Origin of the sequence: Chryseobacterium fluminis (assembly GCF_026314945.1) — a bacterium.
In the GTDB taxonomy this organism is placed as follows: Bacteria; Bacteroidota; Bacteroidia; order Flavobacteriales; family Weeksellaceae; genus Chryseobacterium; species Chryseobacterium fluminis.
The window spans coordinates 857,138-878,308 of the sequence record NZ_CP111121.1 but is presented as its reverse complement, the minus strand read 5'-3'; the positions used below and the strand labels follow the sequence as shown (position 1 = coordinate 878,308).

The following is a 21,171-nucleotide window of genomic DNA, read 5'->3' as shown; positions in this document are numbered from 1 at the left end:
TCAGCTTTAAATGACGTCATTCTTTCACAATTCTGAAGCTATTGTCCGGGGTCTTTTAATGATGTTTAACCATGCCATCTTTTTCCTCACGTTGAGAAGATTACCTTGACCCTAGCCCGGATCGTAGCATCTGTCTGAGCTCATTTTCTGTATTTCGGGGCGGCTCGTCGCAGACGAGCCGCCCCGAAATACAGAAAATAGCGAGTGCGAAGAGCCGGAATAGCTCCTGATAAAAAATGAATACAAAAAAAGCCTGCCCCTTTCGGAACAGACTTCAACTAAGTATGAATGTAAAATTTTAAGGCATTTTTTTGAAACCTTCCGCTTTTATTTTCCAGGTTCCATCCTTTGGAAATCCCGGAAATTCGCCGGTAGACTGGTCCCAACCCTCCAGCATCATCGCTACGGTTATTAAAACACCGCCATTCCCCGGAAGATAAATCCGGAGTCTGCCATCCTGGAAATTATGTCCGTTTTTAAGGTAGTTATTGGTTTGAATATTCATAAAAAGAGCATCCAGTGCTTTATCAGGTAGTCCCAATCTTGCAGCATTCATGGCAGTCATCGGAAAATCCCAACCCCAGGTATGGCTCCAGTTCCAACGTTCCCACACGATATCCAGTGTATTCTTCATAATTTTCTTATCGAGTTTGGGAGATTCGGGAACCATTCCCAATGCTCCTAAAACGGCCGGATGATCGGTCATCCATTTAGGATACGTAAAAGAGTCCTTGGCAGACTCCGTAGACAGGTATACACCGTCCTGAACCGGAAGTGGAGCCAGTTTTGTGATGACGTCGTCCCACTTTTTATCTCTTGGCTGGTTTAATCTTTCCTTCCACTCCTGCGCCACCTTCAGGGCCCAATCCCAGTAGGCTACTTCGTAAGTCGGGTTATAGGTATCTTTGGCAGGGAAGACTTCCTGCGCGGGAATCACGCCTTTGCCAAGGTCATAACGCTTTTTTTCTTTATTGTAAGTTGCAAAATCTGCCATAAAATCCGCTGTTGCAAAAACCAGATCCTTATACTTTTCCAGTACCTTTTTATCTTTATGATGACGGTACAGCAATTCAGTCATATAAATGAGATGGGGCTGTTCCCAAATCAGAAAGGCAGCCACTGAAGACGGACTTTCATTCCCCTCATTATCCGACATTTTAATCCAGCGAACTCCTTTATAACCTTGTCTTTCAGCCAGTTTTTTTGCTTTTTCGAATGACCTGAAATAATAATCCAATTGTTTCTCCAGAATTTCCGGTCTTCCCCATAAAGCATAATGAACGCCATGCCACCAATGCATTTCCGTATGAGGCTTACCGTACCAGCTGTTGAAGGTAAGACCTGTTTCCTGCGGCGGATTGCTGCCTCCGCACTGTACTTTGGTTAAATATTCAGATAAGACAACTCTTCTTTCCAGCTCACCGGCCCGGGGATCTGTACTCCCTTCAAAATCAACGGCGGCACCGCTTTCCCAGAAGTTTTTCCATCCCAATGTGCTTTCTTTTTCGGCGTCTGCAAACAGACTTCTGTTATTTTTCGGTTTTGCAGCTGAAAACTCCACACTCAGTTCTATGATTTTACTTTTAGCCGTGGGTTCATATACAAAATGATGCGTTCCTGATTCGCTTAATTTACCTTCCGTAAAATACAGTTGGGTGTAGTAATCAGCAGTCTGCAGCTTATGTTCGATCAGTCCCTGATTAAGACCTGATGAAATTATTTTTGTTGAATGCTGCGCTTCATTTCCGTAAAAAGCGGCTTCATCTAAAAACTGTCCGCTGGGATACGGATAGCGTGCAAAAATCTTTAATCTTTTCTGGCTGATCAAATCTGATTCTATTTTAACTCCGATTTTATCGGAATGCTGGAAAGAAGCGGTCCAAACCTTTACAGGCGTTCCTTCCAGTGAAAATTCGCTGGTAATAATTCCTGTCCACAAATCAATTTTCTGATTGATGTCCTGCAGATCTGAAATCTCAGCTTTTTTACCGTCTTTTTTATAGAGTTCAATCCCGATATTTCCCAATTGCAGGCGATGTTGGTTTACTCTGAAGTATTCCACTGCCTTTTTATTGCGTTCCGGTTCTTTGATCTGTACACTGTATAAGGCTTTCCTGCCGTCATTATTGAAGTCGTATGGTTTCAGCGTTTCTTCAAAGGTATACTTTTCCTTATTGGGAAAACTGTTCCAGCCCCATTCGGATTGGGTTCCCAGGGAAACTCCGTTCTTATAATATTCAGGAAACGACTGCATGCCGGTGATGTCAACCGTGTACGCAAATTTTCCGTTGCCGACCGTTAATGTCGACAGAGTATCTGCCTTTATATTGACTACATTATGTCTCTGAACCACTTTTTTACGGTCGATTTTCTGTGCATGCAGGGACGAAAATCCGAGGCTGAAAAGACTTAAACCTATAACCAGTTTTTTCATTTTTAAATTTATTTAATCTATATTACTGAGACTCCCGCAGATTCAGCCTGATAGCTCTGATACCGGAAGCTTATTCTGATATCGTATAACTTAGCTCGTGAAGTCTATATTATAAAATTTTATTTTAAAACAGTAGCACTCATCATCCCGATGACGACGTCATTACTTACTGCCGTTAGTTGTATATTTTTTAATTCTTTATTCGGATCAATCGGTAGGTCAAGGATTGTAGCAGCGCCACCATCCACCTGTCGGTCTGTAAATCCCTTGATACTGGAATATTTGCTTAAGGTTCCGCCTTTGTATAATTCTCCCGTTTTCAGCTGTACCCGGTACGGAATTTTATCATCCGGAATATCAAAAGCAAAATGATCATCAAACAGATCCTGCTCAATAGGCCACCAGTTGATCGGGTTTTTGAGTTCCAATTCCGTTTCTGAACCATCGGCATACTGAACGGTTATTTTTCCGTTAATAATCTGTGACTGCATCGGGTTGGTAGATCCTGCCATCAGAAAATAGACCTTCCTTCCTTTTCCTGAAACCGGAATATCAACCGATTTCGGGAAATTATCCCACTGGCTGGTAAAGACGATATTTTTATCTGAATGGTCTATTAAAAAAGGAATTCCAAGAAAATCGACGCTGCCGTTCTTTCTTCTGTTCATCAGTCCGCTGTCGTCCAGCGGCGCCGTGATGAGGGGATAACACCAGTTTCCGATTCCCTGCCACGGGAGCTGAAGTGTAGGGACATTCAACCTCGGTGAAATATATTTTTGGTTAAAAATCTCCGTTACCTTTTCGTTATATTTTGTAGCTAAGGAAATGTTGGTGAATTCGCCCCGGTTTTCAATTTCCCAATTGGTAATTTCCGTATTTTGCTTAATTCCGTTGTATTCAAGGAGGACAGAATTGGTGCCTTTGCTTAAAATATCTGCGGGAAGCTCCACATCTGTGGTCTGATCATTCTGAACGGTAAAAGTTTTATTGAACCCGTTAATATTAAGTTTTCCGGTAATCGGACCCGCTGATCCCGACTGGATCTGAAGTTTTTTACCGGCCCATTTTACGTGTAAAGGATAACGGATATCCACATTCACCGGTTGCCACCAGGAGGTTCCGCCTTGTTCCACCTGAACGAAAAATGTTCCTTTTCGCTCTTCATTAATAAGTTCGAGCTGATGAGTGTTTAGCATCCCCGCCAAAGGAAGTGAATTTTTAATCAGTCCCTGGGGATCAGCTACCTGCTTGATTTTTTTCTTTGAATCAAAATTTAATGGCAGAACTTCAGAAATATAATGAACATAATCCGTCTGTTCGGTTTTAAATTCTTTTCCTGAATAAATGATTTCAACTTTAAATTCTGTATCCCTCGGCGTTTCAAACTGCAGAAATGGCTGTAAAACAGAATTAGGATTAATTTTCCAGTTCATCTTTTTTCCATTTACACGCACCGATTTGATTTGAGTATGGCTTACGGGAATCTGCATATCCAGAGCGACCGGTTTCGAATAATTTGATTTGAAATAATAATCAGCTTTTTTTGAACTGCGGTTAAATTTTAATTCCCAATCCGGAAGTTTCAGTTCTGCAAAATTCCATTCTCTTGGAAAGCCGGGTTTTATTTCGATTTTATTTTCCAGTAATTTTGGGTATACCCCGAAAAGTCCTTCCGTTAAAGTTCTTGCGGCCACTCCGACCGGATCAGCAAAATCCCGGTACAGTTCACCCCGAAAAGCATCGTAGTGGGATAATTGTTCAAAATTTCCCGGGCTGATTCCGTAATACATACTTTCAGCCAGATTTCCCTTCCAGAGGCGGTAAGCATCTTCATTTCTTCCGGCCTGCCAATAGGCCAGTGCAGTCTGTAAATTCTCCGCTAAGGCCACATTATTGATTGACCAGTCATATGGCTGCCAGTTGGTGGTCGAAAGGGTATAATAATTATGATCAGCTCCACCTTTCACTTTTACCGGGATCTTCGGAATATGATTGTTGATATACTGCAGGTTCTGATAATCTTCAAACTCATTCAGAATATACGCGTCGGAAACATGATAAACAGACCAGATTCCCGGTTTGTCATGTACGATCTGGTTTCCCAGTGCATCTTTATATTCAGCAAAATACCCTTTGTTTCTGATCCAGAGCTGGTTTTTCATCGCTTTTATAATGCTCTCAGCTTCTTTTTCATAAGGCTGAGGATTTTGACCAATAAGTTTTGCCAGTTTCGCCATCTCACGGTTGGCCCTGTAATGATAAGCAGACGTATGCGTTACTTTGCCACCCGAATATTGCAGCGCATCACTCGCCCATATCGAAGCGTAAGCATCATAAAGATCTCCTCTTTTGAAATTCCGTTTTTCCCAGTCCATGTGGCGAACCATCACCGGCCACATTTTTTTTAAAAATTCAAGATCTCCGGTGTAATTGAAATGCGTAAACATCTGGTCGAAAAATACCAGATTCATGTCATAATGATGCGGTTTGGTATTGTCATTCGGATTCCTTGAAATATAACCGCTTGAAAATACCGAATTCCCCATTTTTTCGGCATGTCTTGCCAAATGTAACGTCGTATCCATTTCTACAGGAGCAAAATCAGGCTTCAGCACCTGCGAATGGGCATAACTTTCAAAGTGTTTTTTTGCACGGTCGTGCCAGCTGAGAACATCCGCCACATACGCACCGCGCCAGGCATTGAGTCTCATTCGCCAGGCCACAGCCCCGTGGAGGTAGGTCGGACTTTCCCAAATTCCGTCTGCAGCGACCGCTAAAGTAGCGCCGAAATTATTTAAATCCGAATCGGGAGTCTTCAGCTGCACCCGGCTGGTTAATTGTATGCGTGATTGCTCTGCTTTATTAAAGAGTGTTTTCAACTCTTCATCTGAAAAGTTTTTGGATGATTTTCCTTTGGCCACCTGGATATAAACCGGATTTTTTTGTGCGGCATAGGTAGCGTAAACAATAGGGGACTGTTTTTTTGTATTTTGAGTAAGTTCAGAAAGTTTTTCCAGTGTCTCAGCATCGGTTAACTGCAGTGAATCCACATTCGAAAAGCTTCCGCTGACGATCTGAGTTTCTTTTTTCCTGTTTACATAATTGAGCTGAAACTGGTTTCCGGTAATTTCATACTGATTGTTGGTACAATATTCCGGAAGCAGGTAGAACCCCGACTCCGGATCGGCGCCGATGTCTCCGTTTCTGCTGAATGTGGTGCCGCTTGCACCCCCATAAACTGCATAAATTTTGGTTGATGTATCTACATGCTCTGTTTCTATTTTTACCACAAGACCTTCTTCTTGGGATTGGGCTAAAACGGTCAGTTTTAAACTTCCGGATCCCAAAGCAGGATCTTTAATCGTATAGAGCATTGATCCCGGACGATAACGGGTTTCAATTTTTTCTGCATGAATTAATTTTTTAATAGAATTTCCTTTTTGAATAACAAACTGGAGATTTCCGCCCATTCCCGGAAGATAGAGTGCAAATTCCGGTAAATCTCCGGCTTCTACCCGGGAGGCGCGGTTATCCCCATACAGCGCACGGTTGAAGCGGTATTTTCCGTTAACTAATAAAAAATCGCCTTTATCTTCTTTATAATGCAGTTCACGCTCATTTTTCTGCCAGTGTTTCGACTGGGAATAGGTAGGGGAGAAGGCTGATAAGACAAGCAGTCCTGCGAGAATTATTTTTCTTCGCATCCTTTTATTTTAATTCGGTTAAAGGCTTACCGTTAACGGTAACGTTCTTTAAAGTCACATTTTTCAGATAATCAACTTTATACGGAATTTCAATTCCGCTCATGGTAGCGTTGATCATGGTAAAATCTGTTACCGGTGAAGATTCGTAGGCATCTGAGAATACCGCATATTTTCCGCCTTTATCCACCGTTAGATTTTCGACCCAGATATTTCTGATGGTCGGAATGTGATTTCCGGGTTTCTCATAATGCATGTTGAAACGTACTGCCGCTTCCTTATAAGCACCCACTTTTGTATTGTAAAAAAATACATTTTCGATGGTTCCGCCACGGCTTGAGCTTGTCTTGATTCTCAAAGCTCTGTCGAGATTCTTACTGTCCATTACATTTCCGACGGCATAAATTTTTTTTGCGCCACCTGCAATTTCACTTCCGATGACCACGCCGCCGTGACCGTCTTTCATTTCGCAGTTTTCGATAATATGATTTTCGGCAGGTCTTCCGATGTCTCTTCCGTCTTCATCTCTTCCGGATTTAATCGCGATACAGTCATCTCCGGTATCAAAATAAGAATCTCTGATCCACACATTTTTACATGCTTCAGGATCAAAACCATCGTTATTAGGGCCATGGCTGATCACTTTTACTCTTTCTACCAGTACATTTTCGCAAAGTACAGGATTCAGATTCCACATCGGCGAATTTTTAACCAAAACATCTGCCATATAAAAGTTTTTGGATTCGTACGGCTGAACAAAATTGGGCCTCAGATAATATCCGTCACCAAAGATTCTTTCTCTTGCAGGTTTTCGCTGAGCCATATATTCGTGAAGCTTGGCACGGGCAGGATTCTGTCTCCCGGGACGGGATTCGTTATACCCATATTTGGTGGCACCACACCAGAACCACCAGTGGTCCAGATCGGCATTTCCGTCTAAAGTTCCTTTTCCCGTAATGGCTATATTCTCTTCTTTATAAGCATAGATAAGAGAAGAGTAATTCATACATTCCATGCCTTCCCATCGTGTGAGAACAATAGGATAGTCGTTGCTGTCCTGACTGAATAATAAGGTGGAGCCTTCGCTCACATGAAGGTTGACGTTGCTTTTTAAATAAATAGCACCCGTCAGAAAGATCCCTTTTGGTACGACAACGCGACCGCCACCTTCTGCATTACATCTTTCAATTGCTTTTCTGAACGCTTCTGTATTTTTGGTTTTTCCGTCACCGATGGCACCAAAATCGGTAACCAGATAGTCTTTTTTTCTGAATTTAGGTTTTACGATCTGTTTTTTCAGCGCCTTGATTTCATTTAAAGGCTGCTGTGATGAGGTCCACGGTTGATATTGAGCGAATCCGGGAGTCGACAGCAAAAGGGCAAAAAGAAGCAGAGCATATTTTTTCATATCGTATGGAATTGTTAAGTTACAGGTCAGCTTACTATTATTTTAATACTTTCCTTTAATAATCGCAATCTATACTATTTGTCGGTAACAATTATCCTGCACTGTCGGCAGTTTACAATTTATTATATGTTTTTGTGTAAAAACAATATCACCATTGTAATCGATTGCATAATTTCAAAGATAAATAATTTATGAGTAAAGGCTTCTCTTAAAATTAAACCGGATACCGTAGAGTTAATTTTTTCCGATATTGCTGATCATTAACATTTCACAAGAGCGTTTTGCTTTTGTATTTCTCTGTAATTCCTAATAATTGTGTTATAATTAATATTGTCTGTTTTGTAAAGGTCGGCCGAAAATCATTCGTATTTATTTTAAATTCGGAGAAACCGCCTTGACACTTACCGGACAAGCACAATTTTGCCCGTATGAGTGCTTTCCTCAAGCAGTCGGTGAGCTTCCGCTGCTTCAGAAAATGGAAAAGTCTTAAAAATAACGGGTTTAAATTTACCGGATTCTATCAGTGGCCAGACATTTTTCCGCACCTCTTTGGCAAGCTGCTTTTTAAAATCATATTCCCTGCTTCTAAGAGTACTTCCGGTGATAGTGAGACGCTTCTGCATCATTTTGGGGATGTTGAGATCCACATGGCTGCCATCTACTGCATTGATGTGCACAAGTCTGCCGTCCGGCCTCAGAATATTCACATTTTTACTTAGATAGCTTCCCCCGATCATATCTAAAATAACATCCACTCCCTTTTCCTGCAGCTCCTGTTCAAAATCCTGTGTCTTATAGTTGATGTAAGCGTCTGCTCCCAGCTCAAGGCATTTGCGGCCTTTTTCTTCTGAACCTACGGTTACAATTACTTCTGATCCCAGTGCATGAGCCAGCTGGATGCCGGTAATGCCAATGCCGCTGTTTCCGCCGTGGATTAAAAGACGCTCACCCGATCGGAGCGCCCCGCGTTGAAAGACATTTGACCAGACGGTAAAGACGGTTTCCGGAAGACTTGCAGCTCCTGTAAAATCCATTCCGGAAGGGACAGGTAAACACTGACCTTCCCGTACGCTGACATATTCTGCATAGCCACCGCCCCCCAGAAGTGCACACACCGTATCACCTGTTTTAAATTCAATAACATCAGGTCCGCACTGAACAATCGTTCCCGAAACTTCAAGACCGGGAATCTCTTGGGGTACGCCTGGAGGAGCAGGATAGTTACCTTCCCGCTGAAAAATATCCAGGCGGTTAAGACCTGCCGCTTTCACTTCAATCAAGACCTGATCTCCACTGATCCCGGGAGTCGGGTATTCTGATAATTTAAGGACGTCCGGAGCGCCATATTTTGTAATAAGTACTTCTTTCATATGAGATATTATTAAGTTAAACTCTGTTCAGAACGGTCACTGTCCGGGAAAAGGTCTTAATCAGAAAAGCACAGGGTCCCGTATATTCATTCTTCAAGGCATACATTCCTCCAGTGTTTATGAATATTTTTTTTGCTAAAACCATCCGTACCTGTTCCAATTATACTTTTCCATATTCATACATGAAATGAACATACCGAAATGGGTTTATTTCTGTTTTTTTAAAAAAAGAATGATTAGATTTTCCTGTAAGTGCTGTTTTTTCGATAATTTTTGTGAAGTTGGGAGTCTCTTCGTGGTGTGAGCATCGGAAGAAGCCTGTCTTGTGGCAGCTGCATCGGCTAAACTGACACCGTGTTCATTAAGGTATCTAAAAAGCGCCGGGGTAGGAGTCGTATGAATTTCGTTGGTGCAAATCCATGTAATATCATCCATTTTTGCAGCGCTTAATTCTTATCGAACCTGAATTTTGTGTGAACGTTTTTAGGAATTGAATCTGAGATGGAAAGCATGCAGCACTAATCTGAACGATGAACATCCGCTAGATAATGCTGTACCATTAAAGCGTCACTAATGATTTGTAAAGTCAACGAAATGAGTTCACCGCCAAAGGAGTAGAAATCGCGCCGATGTGCTGAATCAAATCATTTTTATTTTACATCCAATAAACAATAACTATCAATCATCCCGATCCCGAAAAATAGAACACATGGGTGGCTGTTTTCCGGTTAATAAGACATTTTATATCCAACCAAAAACCAACCAGAGATCATTTAACATCCGGTTCAGAAAAGTTTAATATAAAGCTATCCTGTAAGACAGCCTTAAGATCCGGGCTTTGTATAAGCCCGGTTCAGAAGATTATCAATATCAATCTAATTAAGCTGATAGTTTAAAATGACCAGACTCAGAATGAAATGAACATATTCCTCGTCAACCTCCTTTCTGTTGATCAGTTTGTTTTTATAATCATACGAGTTCAGCTTAGTCGTCAGCCTATGGTACGTTTCAAAATCGGCATCTTTTATCTTTACCTTTACGTTACCGTCTTTTTTATTGATGAGTTCGTCATTCAGCGTTCTGACCTTAAATATAACTTCAAATAATTTCGGATTAAAATTCATCCGTCCTATATATCTTTCCACTATATTTACCTTGAACGTATCGAATACGATTGTATTAAAAACAATGTTAGAATTAGGCTCTTGCGTATTGAGCTCAAGTGTATAGTTCATGAATGTAAATTTTTACAAATTTAATCAGAAGCTGAAAGGATTCAAAATAAAAAAGGCAGTAAGTACAAATAAATCTTTTTTCATAAATCTGTAAAAACTGCCTTTAAGATTTGTTTTGTTATTTTATGTTGCTGATATTGAAATTATTAAACCGTATTTTTTAAATATTTTAAGTTAAAATATGAATTAAAAATATGATCTTAAAAATGAAGATAGCTACCACAAACGGAAAAATTTACGTTAAAATTTCATAAAATATAGAGATTATACGGCTCGGAATTTCTGAATTCACCGGTGAGTGATCCATTTGTTGAGGCACGGAAAGGCGTTTCCTTATGTACTTTAAAACTAAATCGTTTCAAGATATAAATTCTGTAATTCCTCCGCTGAGAATGCTTTAGATGGCAGATTCTGCACCAGTTCGCCCTGTTTCATTATTCCGATATTGGTGGCAACACTCACCGCATTAAAAATATCATGAGTGGCCATCAGTACGGTTCTTCCTTCTTTTCCAAGCTGACGTACAATTTCCGTAAACTCTGCCGTAGCAATTGGATCCAATCCGCTGGTAGGCTCATCCAGCAGCAGGACTTTAGCATCTTTAGCCAGGGCAATGGCAATACCCACTTTCTGGCGCATTCCTTTTGAATAGCCTCCCAATGCTCTGTCGTGGGCAGTTCCCTGCAATCCGGTACGGTGTAACAGAACCGACAGTTCGTTTTTAGTATAGCTAAATCCTGCAATTTTGGAGAAGAAGTCCAGGTTTTCTACTCCTGTAAGGTTAGGATATAATAAAACTGTTTCGGGAATATAAGCGATATGCTTTTTTATTTTCTCGGGATGATTTCTTACAGATATATCATTGATGAATGCGTCACCGGAGGTAGCCTTAATGAGACCCAGAAGAATATTGACCGTTGTGCTTTTTCCGGCACCATTCTGTCCCAGCAGGGCGAAAATTTCACCTTTCTGTATTTCCAGGTTAAGAGACTGAAGCGCTGTAAAATCGTTGTATTTTTTATGTAAATTAATTGTTTTTAACATAGTTTTCTGTATTTAATATTGGAAAGAATAATCAGCAGACCTATAAAAAGCAGATAGGGTAAAAGGAGCTGAATAAAATTTATTTTTTCTGAAGACCTGAAAATGGCTACTTCCTGTAAGGACCAGTTGACAGAATCTGCATTTTTTCCGGAGAAAATAAGGGGATAGAAAAACAGCCGCTTTTTTTCATGAAATTCTTTCAGGGCAGAAGCGTACTGCAGGTGATTCGTCATATCGGTTTTCGATAGGTAGCTCTCATTCAACTGAGTGTGGATATTAGGAAGAAGATAGCCCAGGTAGGTGGAAGCCTGGTTTCTGAGAAGCATCTTTTTTGTGTACTGCTTTGAAGTCGATGCCGCTTCTACATCACCCATATGTTGCATAGCATAATACCAGGTCCAGGTGAATGCTTCATTTTCCTCTATCTTAAATCCTCGGAATTGAGGATATTCTCTGTAAAATTTTTTCATCGTCGGGCCTTTGGCTTCATCCCACTTGTTGTGATAGCCCTCCCTCTGTTGCATAACGGCTTTCAGAGACTCGTGCACAGGATAAAGCTTCTGAATCACCATATTGGTACTCATCGGAATAATAAAATTCATGCCCAGCCATAAGAGCAGAAGGAGTAATGCATTCCGTGCTGAGGATTTTCTGAAAGATATGACCCACCGGCATAAGGTGAACCAAAAAAGAACATAGAGCCATCCGCTTATTACAAAAGCTGCGAAATAGAGATCGGGAGGAATTTTTATCCAGATCGCTGCAACAGCAATCAGTGTACCATAGACCGCACTTACCGCGGTGCATCGGATAAGGATTTTCATATCCAGGAGTTTTCTCAGATTTACACTTTGCACGGAAAGAAGCTTCCAGGTCCCGCGTTCTTCTTCTTCAGAAATCAGATTATAACAGAATGCAATGATGATTAAAGGAAAAAGGAATACCAGAACAAAGCTGAAATCAAAATTTCCGGCAGCCGCACCGGCAGGATTATAAAAATCCGAATTGTAGCGCTGCTCTTCCAGATTTCTTATCGTAACACCCTGAACGGAAGGGTTTAAATCCCTCATTCCGATATTTAAGGCTGCCAGTTTCGGTACTTCGTTCACCAAATTGAATTTAATATAATATAACACAAGCCCTAAATCATCCTGGTGAAACTGAGTATTTCTCCCGATGCTTTCTTTCTGAAATTGGCTGCTTTTTATCATAATGTCTTCATGCCGGTCCAGAAATTTCTGTCCGGTATATATTGCCATTAATCCGGCAAGCAGTAAAAACAGTAAGGCAGCCAGATAAGCTTTGTTACGGTAAAACTGTTTTAATAAATAGTGATTCATTTTACATTAATTTTAATTTTCTTCCGCTTGTTTCTATGATTATAATGCACGCAGCCAGCCAGAAAAATAATGCTGCAATGGGCATCCATTGCTTTTTCATACTCTCTGAAACTGAGGTGTAATGGTAACTGAAGTCGGGGAACTTTTTCCAGTTTTCTCTACCAATAATGGCTGGAGGACCGCCTTTTTCAGGCTTTACATTGCTGATGTGATCAATTTGCAGGTTATTAAGCCTTTGCGCCATTGTATAGCGGTATTCTTCTGCCTGCTCCTGAAACCTGCTGTATGAGTAAAGATCCGTTCCCGTCACGATCATTGAAAAATTTTTAACAGCCATTGCAGGATTCACAAATCCTGAAAGATCGGATAATATCTGTTGGCTCTTATAAATCTCCTGTAATTTTTTCTGATGCCTGATATAGATCCGGGAGCTTATTTTTTCACCCTCTTTCATGATAAAACCGCTGTAGTTAAATGGAAGTTCATTGGTAGTGCTTACTTTATAACGGTTCAGCAGCGAGTCTTTAATCCTTTTAAAATGCGGATCGTCAGGATTGTGGCTGTCCCCGGATTTCAGAATGTCTTTTTCAAGGCCGGTTTCAAAAGCAATACGGGACGGAATGGGATGTACATTCTGAGCTGCAAACTGAATGCCTTTTGGCAGAAAGATAACCAGAAGAAGCCAGCTGCCTATAAGACTGATAAGAGCAGACGACGAGGTTTTGCTGTTGGCAGATACGGCAACCGCTAAGGTGCTGATAAAAAAGTAATAAAGCATATAAGCCTGCAATAATACCAGCACTCTTAAAAAAATGTCGGCTGGGGCTGTCGTCTCTGCCATGAATGCTGCGATAAAAACAACAGGAATGACCGGTAGGAGAAAAATTAATGAAAACTGCCATATTCCCAGGATCTTACCCCAAATAATAACCCTTCCTGAAGCTCCCTGAACGCTCATTATTTTTAGGGTGGCATTTTCACGCTCCTGAACAACAGATCCGAATCCTGAGAATAAAATGATGAGAGGAACGATAGCCTGCAGAATAAAGGCAGCGGTGAAAGCACCGAACCTTACCAGTGTTCCTGAACTTCCGGCTTCAGAAAGATTTGCGGTGTTCTGTTTGTGCGCTTCAAGAAATATGACATTTCCCAGGTAATCATCCAGCCCGTTATCGAAAATACTCAGAGGATGTGCATTTCTGAAAACAAGATAACCGTAATGAGCCATGCGGTGTGGATGCTTATCGGGTCTGTGTTCCCAGCCTTCCCGGATCTCTTCCCGGTACTCTTTTACTTTTGAAATGGTATCGGTATATTTTGTATATCCTATACCGATACTGAATATGCAGAATAGGAAGACCATGATGATCATGATCCGGTTTTGCCTGGTCCTGAGGAGGTCATGTCGGGTTTTCCGCATGATCAGCTGTAGTTTTGAAGTAGCCATAGTTTAAAATTTATAAGTAACTGTTAATAAGTAATTTCTCGGTGCTCCGGGAAAAAGCCTGAGGTAGTTCTGAGCTCCGATCCAATACGTTTTATTGGTCAGGTTATTAATATTGAAAGCCAGCTGAACTGCTGACTTTACAGGAGTATAGTACAGTGCTGCATCTACCGTTGCATAAGCAGGAAGTTTAAAACTTCTTGTAAACCAGGGTATCCTGGAACTCTGATATCCTATTCCTGTTCCGATTCCAAAGTTTCTGACAGCCTTGATCCCTGAAAAATTATAGCGTGTCCAGAAATTCACAGCATTTTTCGAGGTATTTTCTTTTCTTTTTCCAATGAGATTTATATCTGCATCATTGGTAATTTTCGCGTCGATATAGCTGTATCCGCCGTGTATATGCCATTGCGGGAGAATATATCCTGTAAATTCAGCTTCAAAGCCGCGGCTCCGGTCGGCACCACGCTGTATCAGCTCATCAGGCTGAGACGGATTGTTGGCATTGATTAAAATATTTTTCTGATTGATTTCATACGCCGCCATACTCACAGAAATATTCCTGAAGATTTTTGCTTTTATCCCGATCTCTTTCAGATCAGAGGTTAGAGGTCTGAACCTTGCAGCCGATACCGCCCCTGTGAACCCAGCGGTATTGGGCATGAGTGTTACCGTATTGGACTGCGGCTGATACCCGGTGAGATACGTTCCGTAGAGATTGATATTTTCTGTCAGGCTGTACGTAAGACCAAATCTGTACAGCAGTTTGCTGTTTCGGAACGACGATGCGTCAGGTTCTTTAAAACGGGTGATGTCCTTAAACCATTCCTGTCGTATTCCGGATAATATTTTAAATTTTTTCCAGGTAAAAAGATACTGAATATAAGCAGCATGAGTGGTTGTAAGGGCTGAAGGCAGAGGGGTAATGGCATTAAGATGATTAAAGGAAGTATCCTGGTGATTCTGTGCTCCCGGACTTAAATCAAATGGGGTAACATTGGTTTTGGGAAGCAGAATTCCGTTGTAATCCACCGTTTGATAGAGATCTGCATGGGCAGGATCGTAAGAAGAAACTGCCGAGCCGTTTTTTAATAAAAATCCTCTTGCAGCATTCTGCTGACCTCCTTTCCGTTTTTCCCAGGCGTGACTGTCATAGCCGATCAAAGCCTGATGTTCTGTCGGTCCTTTTGTAAAACGAAAATTAAAATAGGCACTGATGTTATCGACTTCCCAACGCTGTTTTCTCTGGATAAACTGCATCATGGCGAGGCTGGGAACCGGATTGTTATTGATATCAGGAACGAAGGAATTAGTGGTGCGGTGCTCCTGCAGATCTTCATTCCAAAACTGCTTCATATAGGAGGCATTGAAGCTTACATGATTATTGAAATTATGTGCAAAACTTCCCATCAGAATCCACTCGCGGGTTTTAAAAAAATCGTCGGGAGCACCAAGATTTAATGTTTTTGGAGTACTGTTAAGATCTGTTCTTCCTGCGACAGCACCAAAAATAGGCTGTCCTCTGTCGAGATTTCCATGCAGATCACTGAAAATCATTTCGATATTTACAGAGGTCTTCCCGTTGGGAACAAAGGTAATAGAGGGAGATATTAAAGTGCCACTGTTATTCACCTTATCTCTGAAGGAGTCAGCCTTCTGATAGGCACCGTTAAAGCGGTACAGCAGCGTTTTGCTCTTATTCAGAGGTCCTGTAAGATCAGCGGCGAGACGATAGGTATCAAAACTTCCTGCCGATGCACTGATTTGGTGGCGCGGACTGGTGAGCGGTTTTTTAGTTACCATATTGATTGTTCCGCCCGGATCTACACTGGACATCGTAATACTTGCAGGACCTTTGAAAATTTCAACACGTTCTATATTGGAGGTCATAGGCTGCAGAAAGTAATACTGCCGGGTACGCATTCCGTTGATGATCTGGCCTTCTTCGTTCTGGCTGATGCCCCGGATGTTATACTGATTGTAATAGCTGGAAGGGGAGACCCCGCTTACATTTTTCATGACATCACCAAGCTGAAAAGCCTGCCGCTCATTGATAAGCTCTTTGGTAACCGTATTGAGGGTGAGCGGAAGATCTTTATTCTTCATGGCTGTTTTAGTGGCCGCAAAAGAATAATCTGAGGTATATTCTTTTGATTTTCTGCCGATAATTTCTACTGTCTGCAGGTTCGCTACAGCAGAATCCTCTGCCGTCTGTGCATTCATCGACGACGAAATAATGATCCCAGCATATAATACCTGCCGGGTAAGGTGGAAATAAAATTAATTATTCCCGCATAATACAAATTATGGGTATGCATAGAAATTTTTGAAACAGGCGTTATTGCCTTATTAATAATTGAATGTATCTGAAATATAAATCCAGATCATCACGAAATGAGAATACAGATTACAGAATAACCTGCAGAGATCTTAGAAGTATAATTTTTTATACTACAACAGAAAAAATGGCGGGTGGTGCCCGGGAACTGAAAAAGTCGAGCAGGCAGCGATACGTAACAGCCTTGGGCTGGGGCAGTTCACTGTTATTAAGAGTATTCAGGGAAAAATCGATGGCCATTGCCTCCGGAAGAATACTTGTGTTCATGTGCATATGCAGCATACATTGGCATTCATCATCCTGAGAAATGGTAGGAGTATTGTCTTTTTGTGAGTCTTTTTTAGGAAATACTTTAGAAGTACTATGTTTGGAATGATCCAGGCTAACCGTTAATCCGCTGATATGGGAAACAAATATCAGCAATAATGAAAAAACAAGAAAACACCTCAGAAATTTTTGCATAACCTAAGCCGCAAAAATACAATTTAATTCTTAAATCTGTTTAACTTTTTAGTTTTATCCGGGTAAAGATGTTTAATATAGACTGTAATAAAGATGCGGCTATTTATGAAGAACCTTCCGGATAAGGCTTACCAAAGCCATATCCATTTGAGTATGATCAGACAGGAAGTATGTATAAGTTTTGTTCTTTTTTCCTCTGTCATAGAAAAAACATATCCTTTGTAAATCATTTACAGTTTCAGGTTTATTGCTAAAAACTTATGTCAGAGCTTATAATGCTGTCCAAAATGGCAGGATTGTATTTCCAGCATAGTTATTGTATCCAGATTTTAAACAATATAAATGGAATTGAACCTGTAAACACTGTTTTTGATCAATATTTTTTTGTTCTTTTGCACTGCGTTTAATTTTAAATAGAAGTATGTCGAAGTTTGATGATATAAGGCCTTTTGATGATCATGAAGTAAATGATGCTCTGATGAGTATTGCCGGGCATCCTATGATGAAATCCCTGATGAATTTTACTTTCCCCGATGAGGATGACCATTTCTGGCTTGAGCTGTTTGAACAGATTCATTCTATTAATGATTTTCAGCAGCACTGTATCTCCCATACCATCCGTCAGATTCTTAAGCAAAGTTGCGAGAATTTAAGCACTTCCGGGTTTGACAGGCTTGAAAAAGACTCCGCCTATTTATTTATATCCAATCACAGAGACATCGTTCTGGATACGTGTCTGCTCAATTTGGTACTATTGGACAAGGGACTCGTAATGACCTCTTCGGCCATAGGAGATAATCTTGTACAGAAGCGTTTCCTGAATATACTGGCCAAGCTGAACCGTAATTTTTTAGTCCAGAGGGGACTGCCGCTCCGTGAACAGCTCAGCAGTTCAAAAGTAATGTCAGAATATATTAGCACTCTTCTGAAGCATGAAAACCGCTCCGTATGGATTGCACAACGTGAGGGAAGGACAAAGGACGGGAACGATACTACGCAGCAGGGTGTTTTAAAAATGCTTGCCATGGCGGCAGGCGATCAGCCGGTAGCCGATTATTTTAAGACCCTGAAAATAATTCCGTTGTCTATTTCATACGAATATGACCCTACGGATGTTCTTAAAATGCCGCAACTGATGGCAGAGTCCCGCAATGAAGTGTATATCAAGGATAAAAATGAAGATTTTACAACAATTCTGAGCGGCGTCCTGGGTCAGAAAAAACGTATTCATCTGCATGCAGGTGAATTGCTAGACCACGAACTGGATACCATAGGATCAGAATCTGACCCTAAAAATAAGCAGCTGCAGGCGATTTCGCAGATTATTGATAATTCTATCATTAAAAACTACAAGCTCTGGCCGACTAATTTTATTGCTTTTGACTTATTTCACAATACAAAGCAATGTGCAGAATATTATACGGAAGACGAAAAGCAGTTATTTGAAAGAAGGATGGAAATGAGGATAGACATCTCAGACACCTTGTTGAAAAACAGCTTTTTAGCCATGTATGCCAATCCTGTTATTAACAAAATGAGACGCAACCTCTTAAACTAATTCTATCTGATCACGAAAGTGGAAAATCCTACACAAAGATGATGCCGGATTCGCTGTGTGCGGTTGATTTTAGGTTGAATAGACAGACCTGTTCTGAAAAATAGTCATTCCTGCGAGCTTATTGCTCTTGGTATTGTAAACAATTTCCACAGTAAAGCATGATATTTCGTAAAGGGCATACTTTAAGTTATCGATAACTCTTTCATTCATGATACGGCCCTGATTGATCACAAGATTATACTGTGTCTGCTGATCCGGTAAGTTCTGAAAATCGTAGTAAGAAATATTCATAGATGGTCGCTTTATAAGATGAGATTAGTTCTGTGAGTAAGTATACAATTTCTTTACCAATTTTATGTTAAAATTATAAATTGATTAATATTTTTCTTAAAAAATTGAAAAAAACTTTTTATGTAAACTACCAAATATATTATTGTTGAAAAATTACCATTCAAAATATCAAGCGGTATGACTGAGGTCATATATTTATAAAGCAATTGAACGTAATTTAGTTTTATAAAATTAAAAACTATTTGACACCTATACTTGTTCCTCTTCAGAAAAAATATATTACTGTTGATATTTCGAAATCTTTTTCTTGTATTTCTTGAATCATTGGTAATCTATTTATCCACACCATTTATTTAGTAGCTTTCAGAATTCCCCTTGAATTTTCAAAGGGAATTTTTGTAAATTAAGGATAAAATAGACATAAATAAAATAGATAGATCTATCTATTTTATTATCTTTGCAGAAAGAGAAAAAAATGAAAAGTAGTAATGGTGTCAGGGAACGGATATTGGAGACAGCATCCCGGTTATTTTATCAGCAGGGATTCAACAGTACCGGAATTAACCAGATTATTGCCGAAGCAGGCATCGCGATCGGGTCACTGTACAAACACTATCCATCAAAGAATCACTTGTTGTACCACTATCTGCAGCATCAGGAAGTAGTCTACTTCAGTGGACTTGATGAATATCTTGCAGAAGTCAGGAAACCTATACAGAAACTTATAAAACTCATCGATTATCGTATTGAAATTCAGGAACAGAGCCACTGTTTTGGATGTCATTTTATTAAAATAAATGCTGAAGCAGGGCGCCATGACGAAAAGGTAACACAACTTGTCACAGAGCATAAAAAAAAGCAGCGCGATTATCTTGAAAGAATAATTTCGGAAATAGAATCGGTACAGGATCTTCCCATGAAAAAACAGAATCTTACAGACGCGGTCTTCCTGATGATTGAGGGAGCGATAGTTTCTGCGAGCATCAACGGAAATGCAGATGATCTCAGAACAACAAAAAAAATAATAAATCAGATGTTCTGATTTATTTTCCCTAAAATAGATAGATCATTCTATATAATGAAAGATAAAAATAAAAATTGGATTCAGCTGGCCATCCTGTTGCTGGTACACCTGATGACCATTGTCGATATATTTATCGTCAATATCGCCATTCCGTCTATTCAAAAGGATATGCAATCTTCCGACAGTATGACTCAGCTTGTGGTGGCGATGTATATGATCGGGTTTGCTTCATTTTTAATAATCGGCGGAAAAGCAGGAGATTATTATGGACGGAAAAATACATTTATTCTGGGTCTCGTATTTTTTATGATCAGCTCCGCAGGATGTGGTTTTGCCCAGACACCCGGACTGCTTATTTTTTTAAGATTCACCCAGGGGGTCAGTGCCGGGTTTATGTCTCCCCAGGTGCTGTCTTATATACAGATTCTGTTCAATGAGCACCGAGAACGCACCTACGCCATGGGTTGGTATGGCATCGCTATCGGAGCAGGAACCATGTTGGGACAATTTCTCGGTGGCTTTCTGGTGGAGCTAAAACCGGTATTTGTGGAACAGGCCTGGCAGTATATTTTTCTGATCAATATTCCGGTTTGTATGGTTACGATAATTCTGGCAAGATCCTATCTAAGCCCTTCAAAAAACGTCGGATCCTATGAAATGGATTATACGAGTGCCTGTATGGTATGCCTGGGGCTGGTGATGCTTATCTTTTCATTAACATTCGGTCTGGAGCAAAACAGCTCTTTCATCATCATTTCTTTACCCTTGTCATGTGCTATTCTTCTGCTGTTTGTCTTCAGGCAGAACATAAGAAAATCAAAAAATAAAGAACCTCTGCTGGATCCTGAACTATTTAAAAACCGGAATTTTAATCTGGCGATTTCGGCAGCTGCTCTTTTTATGATGATGCTGGATGCTTATTTTTATATTCTCGCTCTATATTTGCAAAGAGGATTAGGTTTATCGCCGGGTCATGCGGGATATTTTATTGTATTTCAGGGGGCCGGGTTTATTTTTGCATCGTTATTTTCTGCCAGACTGGTACTTTATTTTGGGAAAAAAATCCTGATTGGAGGGCTGCTGATGATTATGCTGACGCTTATTGTTCAATTGGTTTTATTTTATTTTCGCACCGTAAATGCCGCAGGGTATATTGTCATAGCACTGCATGGATCAGGAGTGGCATTGGTACTGCCGTCATTGGCTACCATTGCTCTTAAAGGTATGCCTGAAAAATTCACAGGAAACGCATCAGGTGTTTATTCTACAGTACAGCAGCTGTTTGGAGCATTAGGAATCGCATGTACAGGTAGAATTTTTTATTATTTTACAGAGAATCATTATGGGGATCAGTCATTATATACCGGTCTTGTATACAGTACCTGTGTGCATGTCCTCTGCCTGACCGGTGTACTGATCATTCTGGTCAGCGTGTCCACATCTATTTTACCGAAGCGTAGAGCATTAAAAAGGCATCCTGATGAATAGAAGATTTTTATTCATGGATACATAACAATCAGCG

At 40.5% G+C, this 21,171-nt stretch carries 15 protein-coding genes; 3 read left to right on the top strand and 12 right to left on the bottom strand.

Translation table 11 applies throughout. The annotated features are described in order from the left end of the window. Positions 1–298 precede the first annotated feature (298 nt). From ODZ84_RS04055 to ODZ84_RS04005, 11 genes are all read right to left on the bottom strand, one after another. A complete protein-coding gene (locus ODZ84_RS04055) occupies positions 299–2,434 on the bottom strand; it encodes a glycoside hydrolase family 65 protein (protein WP_266175727.1) in 2,136 nt (711 codons plus the stop codon). A gap of 119 nt (positions 2,435–2,553) precedes the next feature. Next, a complete protein-coding gene (locus ODZ84_RS04050; protein ID WP_266175726.1) occupies positions 2,554–6,138 on the bottom strand; it encodes a DUF4450 domain-containing protein in 3,585 nt (1,194 codons plus the stop codon). Between the two features lie 4 nt (positions 6,139–6,142). Further along, positions 6,143–7,543 (bottom strand): glycoside hydrolase family 28 protein, encoded by a 1,401-nt coding sequence (locus ODZ84_RS04045; RefSeq protein WP_266175725.1) that lies wholly within the window; start codon positions 7,541–7,543, stop codon positions 6,143–6,145. Positions 7,544–7,944: 401 nt separating this feature from the next. Beyond that, positions 7,945–8,913, bottom strand: coding sequence for an NAD(P)H-quinone oxidoreductase (locus ODZ84_RS04040; RefSeq protein ID WP_266175724.1), 969 nt, complete (start codon positions 8,911–8,913; stop codon positions 7,945–7,947). 207 nt (positions 8,914–9,120) lie between these two features. Beyond that, positions 9,121–9,348 (bottom strand): hypothetical protein, encoded by a 228-nt coding sequence (locus tag ODZ84_RS04035; protein ID WP_266175723.1) that lies wholly within the window; start codon positions 9,346–9,348, stop codon positions 9,121–9,123. A gap of 440 nt (positions 9,349–9,788) precedes the next feature. Then, the gene (locus ODZ84_RS04030; protein ID WP_266175722.1) at positions 9,789–10,148 is read right to left on the bottom strand and encodes a prevent-host-death protein; all 360 of its coding nucleotides are present in this window, start codon (positions 10,146–10,148) and stop codon (positions 9,789–9,791) included. A gap of 348 nt (positions 10,149–10,496) precedes the next feature. Continuing rightward, a complete protein-coding gene (locus ODZ84_RS04025) occupies positions 10,497–11,192 on the bottom strand; it encodes an ABC transporter ATP-binding protein (RefSeq protein ID WP_266175721.1) in 696 nt (231 codons plus the stop codon). Further along, entirely contained in the window at positions 11,186–12,532 is a 1,347-nt protein-coding gene (locus tag ODZ84_RS04020; protein WP_266175720.1) for a DUF3526 domain-containing protein, read from the bottom strand. The genes ODZ84_RS04025 and ODZ84_RS04020 overlap by 7 nt, the downstream gene beginning before the upstream one ends. Position 12,533: 1 nt before the next feature. Then, positions 12,534–13,979, bottom strand: a complete 1,446-nt coding sequence (locus ODZ84_RS04015; protein ID WP_266175719.1) for an ABC transporter permease — start codon at positions 13,977–13,979, stop codon at positions 12,534–12,536. A 3-nt stretch (positions 13,980–13,982) separates the two neighbouring features. Continuing rightward, on the bottom strand, positions 13,983–16,199 hold the full coding sequence (locus ODZ84_RS04010; protein WP_266175718.1) for a TonB-dependent siderophore receptor: 2,217 nt from the start codon (positions 16,197–16,199) through the stop codon (positions 13,983–13,985). A 223-nt stretch (positions 16,200–16,422) separates the two neighbouring features. Then, on the bottom strand, positions 16,423–16,776 hold the full coding sequence (locus ODZ84_RS04005; RefSeq protein WP_266175717.1) for a hypothetical protein: 354 nt from the start codon (positions 16,774–16,776) through the stop codon (positions 16,423–16,425). 421 nt (positions 16,777–17,197) lie between these two features. Here ODZ84_RS04005 and ODZ84_RS04000 point away from each other — a divergent pair, with 421 nt between their 5' ends. Continuing rightward, positions 17,198–18,334, top strand: a complete 1,137-nt coding sequence (locus tag ODZ84_RS04000) for a 1-acyl-sn-glycerol-3-phosphate acyltransferase (protein ID WP_266175716.1) — start codon at positions 17,198–17,200, stop codon at positions 18,332–18,334. 69 nt (positions 18,335–18,403) lie between these two features. On the opposite strand, the gene ODZ84_RS03995 is transcribed toward ODZ84_RS04000, so the two are convergent. Continuing rightward, on the bottom strand, positions 18,404–18,625 hold the full coding sequence (locus ODZ84_RS03995) for a hypothetical protein (RefSeq protein ID WP_266175715.1): 222 nt from the start codon (positions 18,623–18,625) through the stop codon (positions 18,404–18,406). A gap of 475 nt (positions 18,626–19,100) precedes the next feature. Here ODZ84_RS03995 and ODZ84_RS03990 point away from each other — a divergent pair, with 475 nt between their 5' ends. Both ODZ84_RS03990 and ODZ84_RS03985 read left to right on the top strand, forming a co-directional pair. Next, positions 19,101–19,667, top strand: a complete 567-nt coding sequence (locus tag ODZ84_RS03990; protein WP_266175714.1) for a TetR/AcrR family transcriptional regulator — start codon at positions 19,101–19,103, stop codon at positions 19,665–19,667. 36 nt (positions 19,668–19,703) lie between these two features. Beyond that, entirely contained in the window at positions 19,704–21,137 is a 1,434-nt protein-coding gene (locus tag ODZ84_RS03985; protein WP_266175713.1) for an MFS transporter, read from the top strand. Positions 21,138–21,171: the final 34 nt, after the last annotated feature.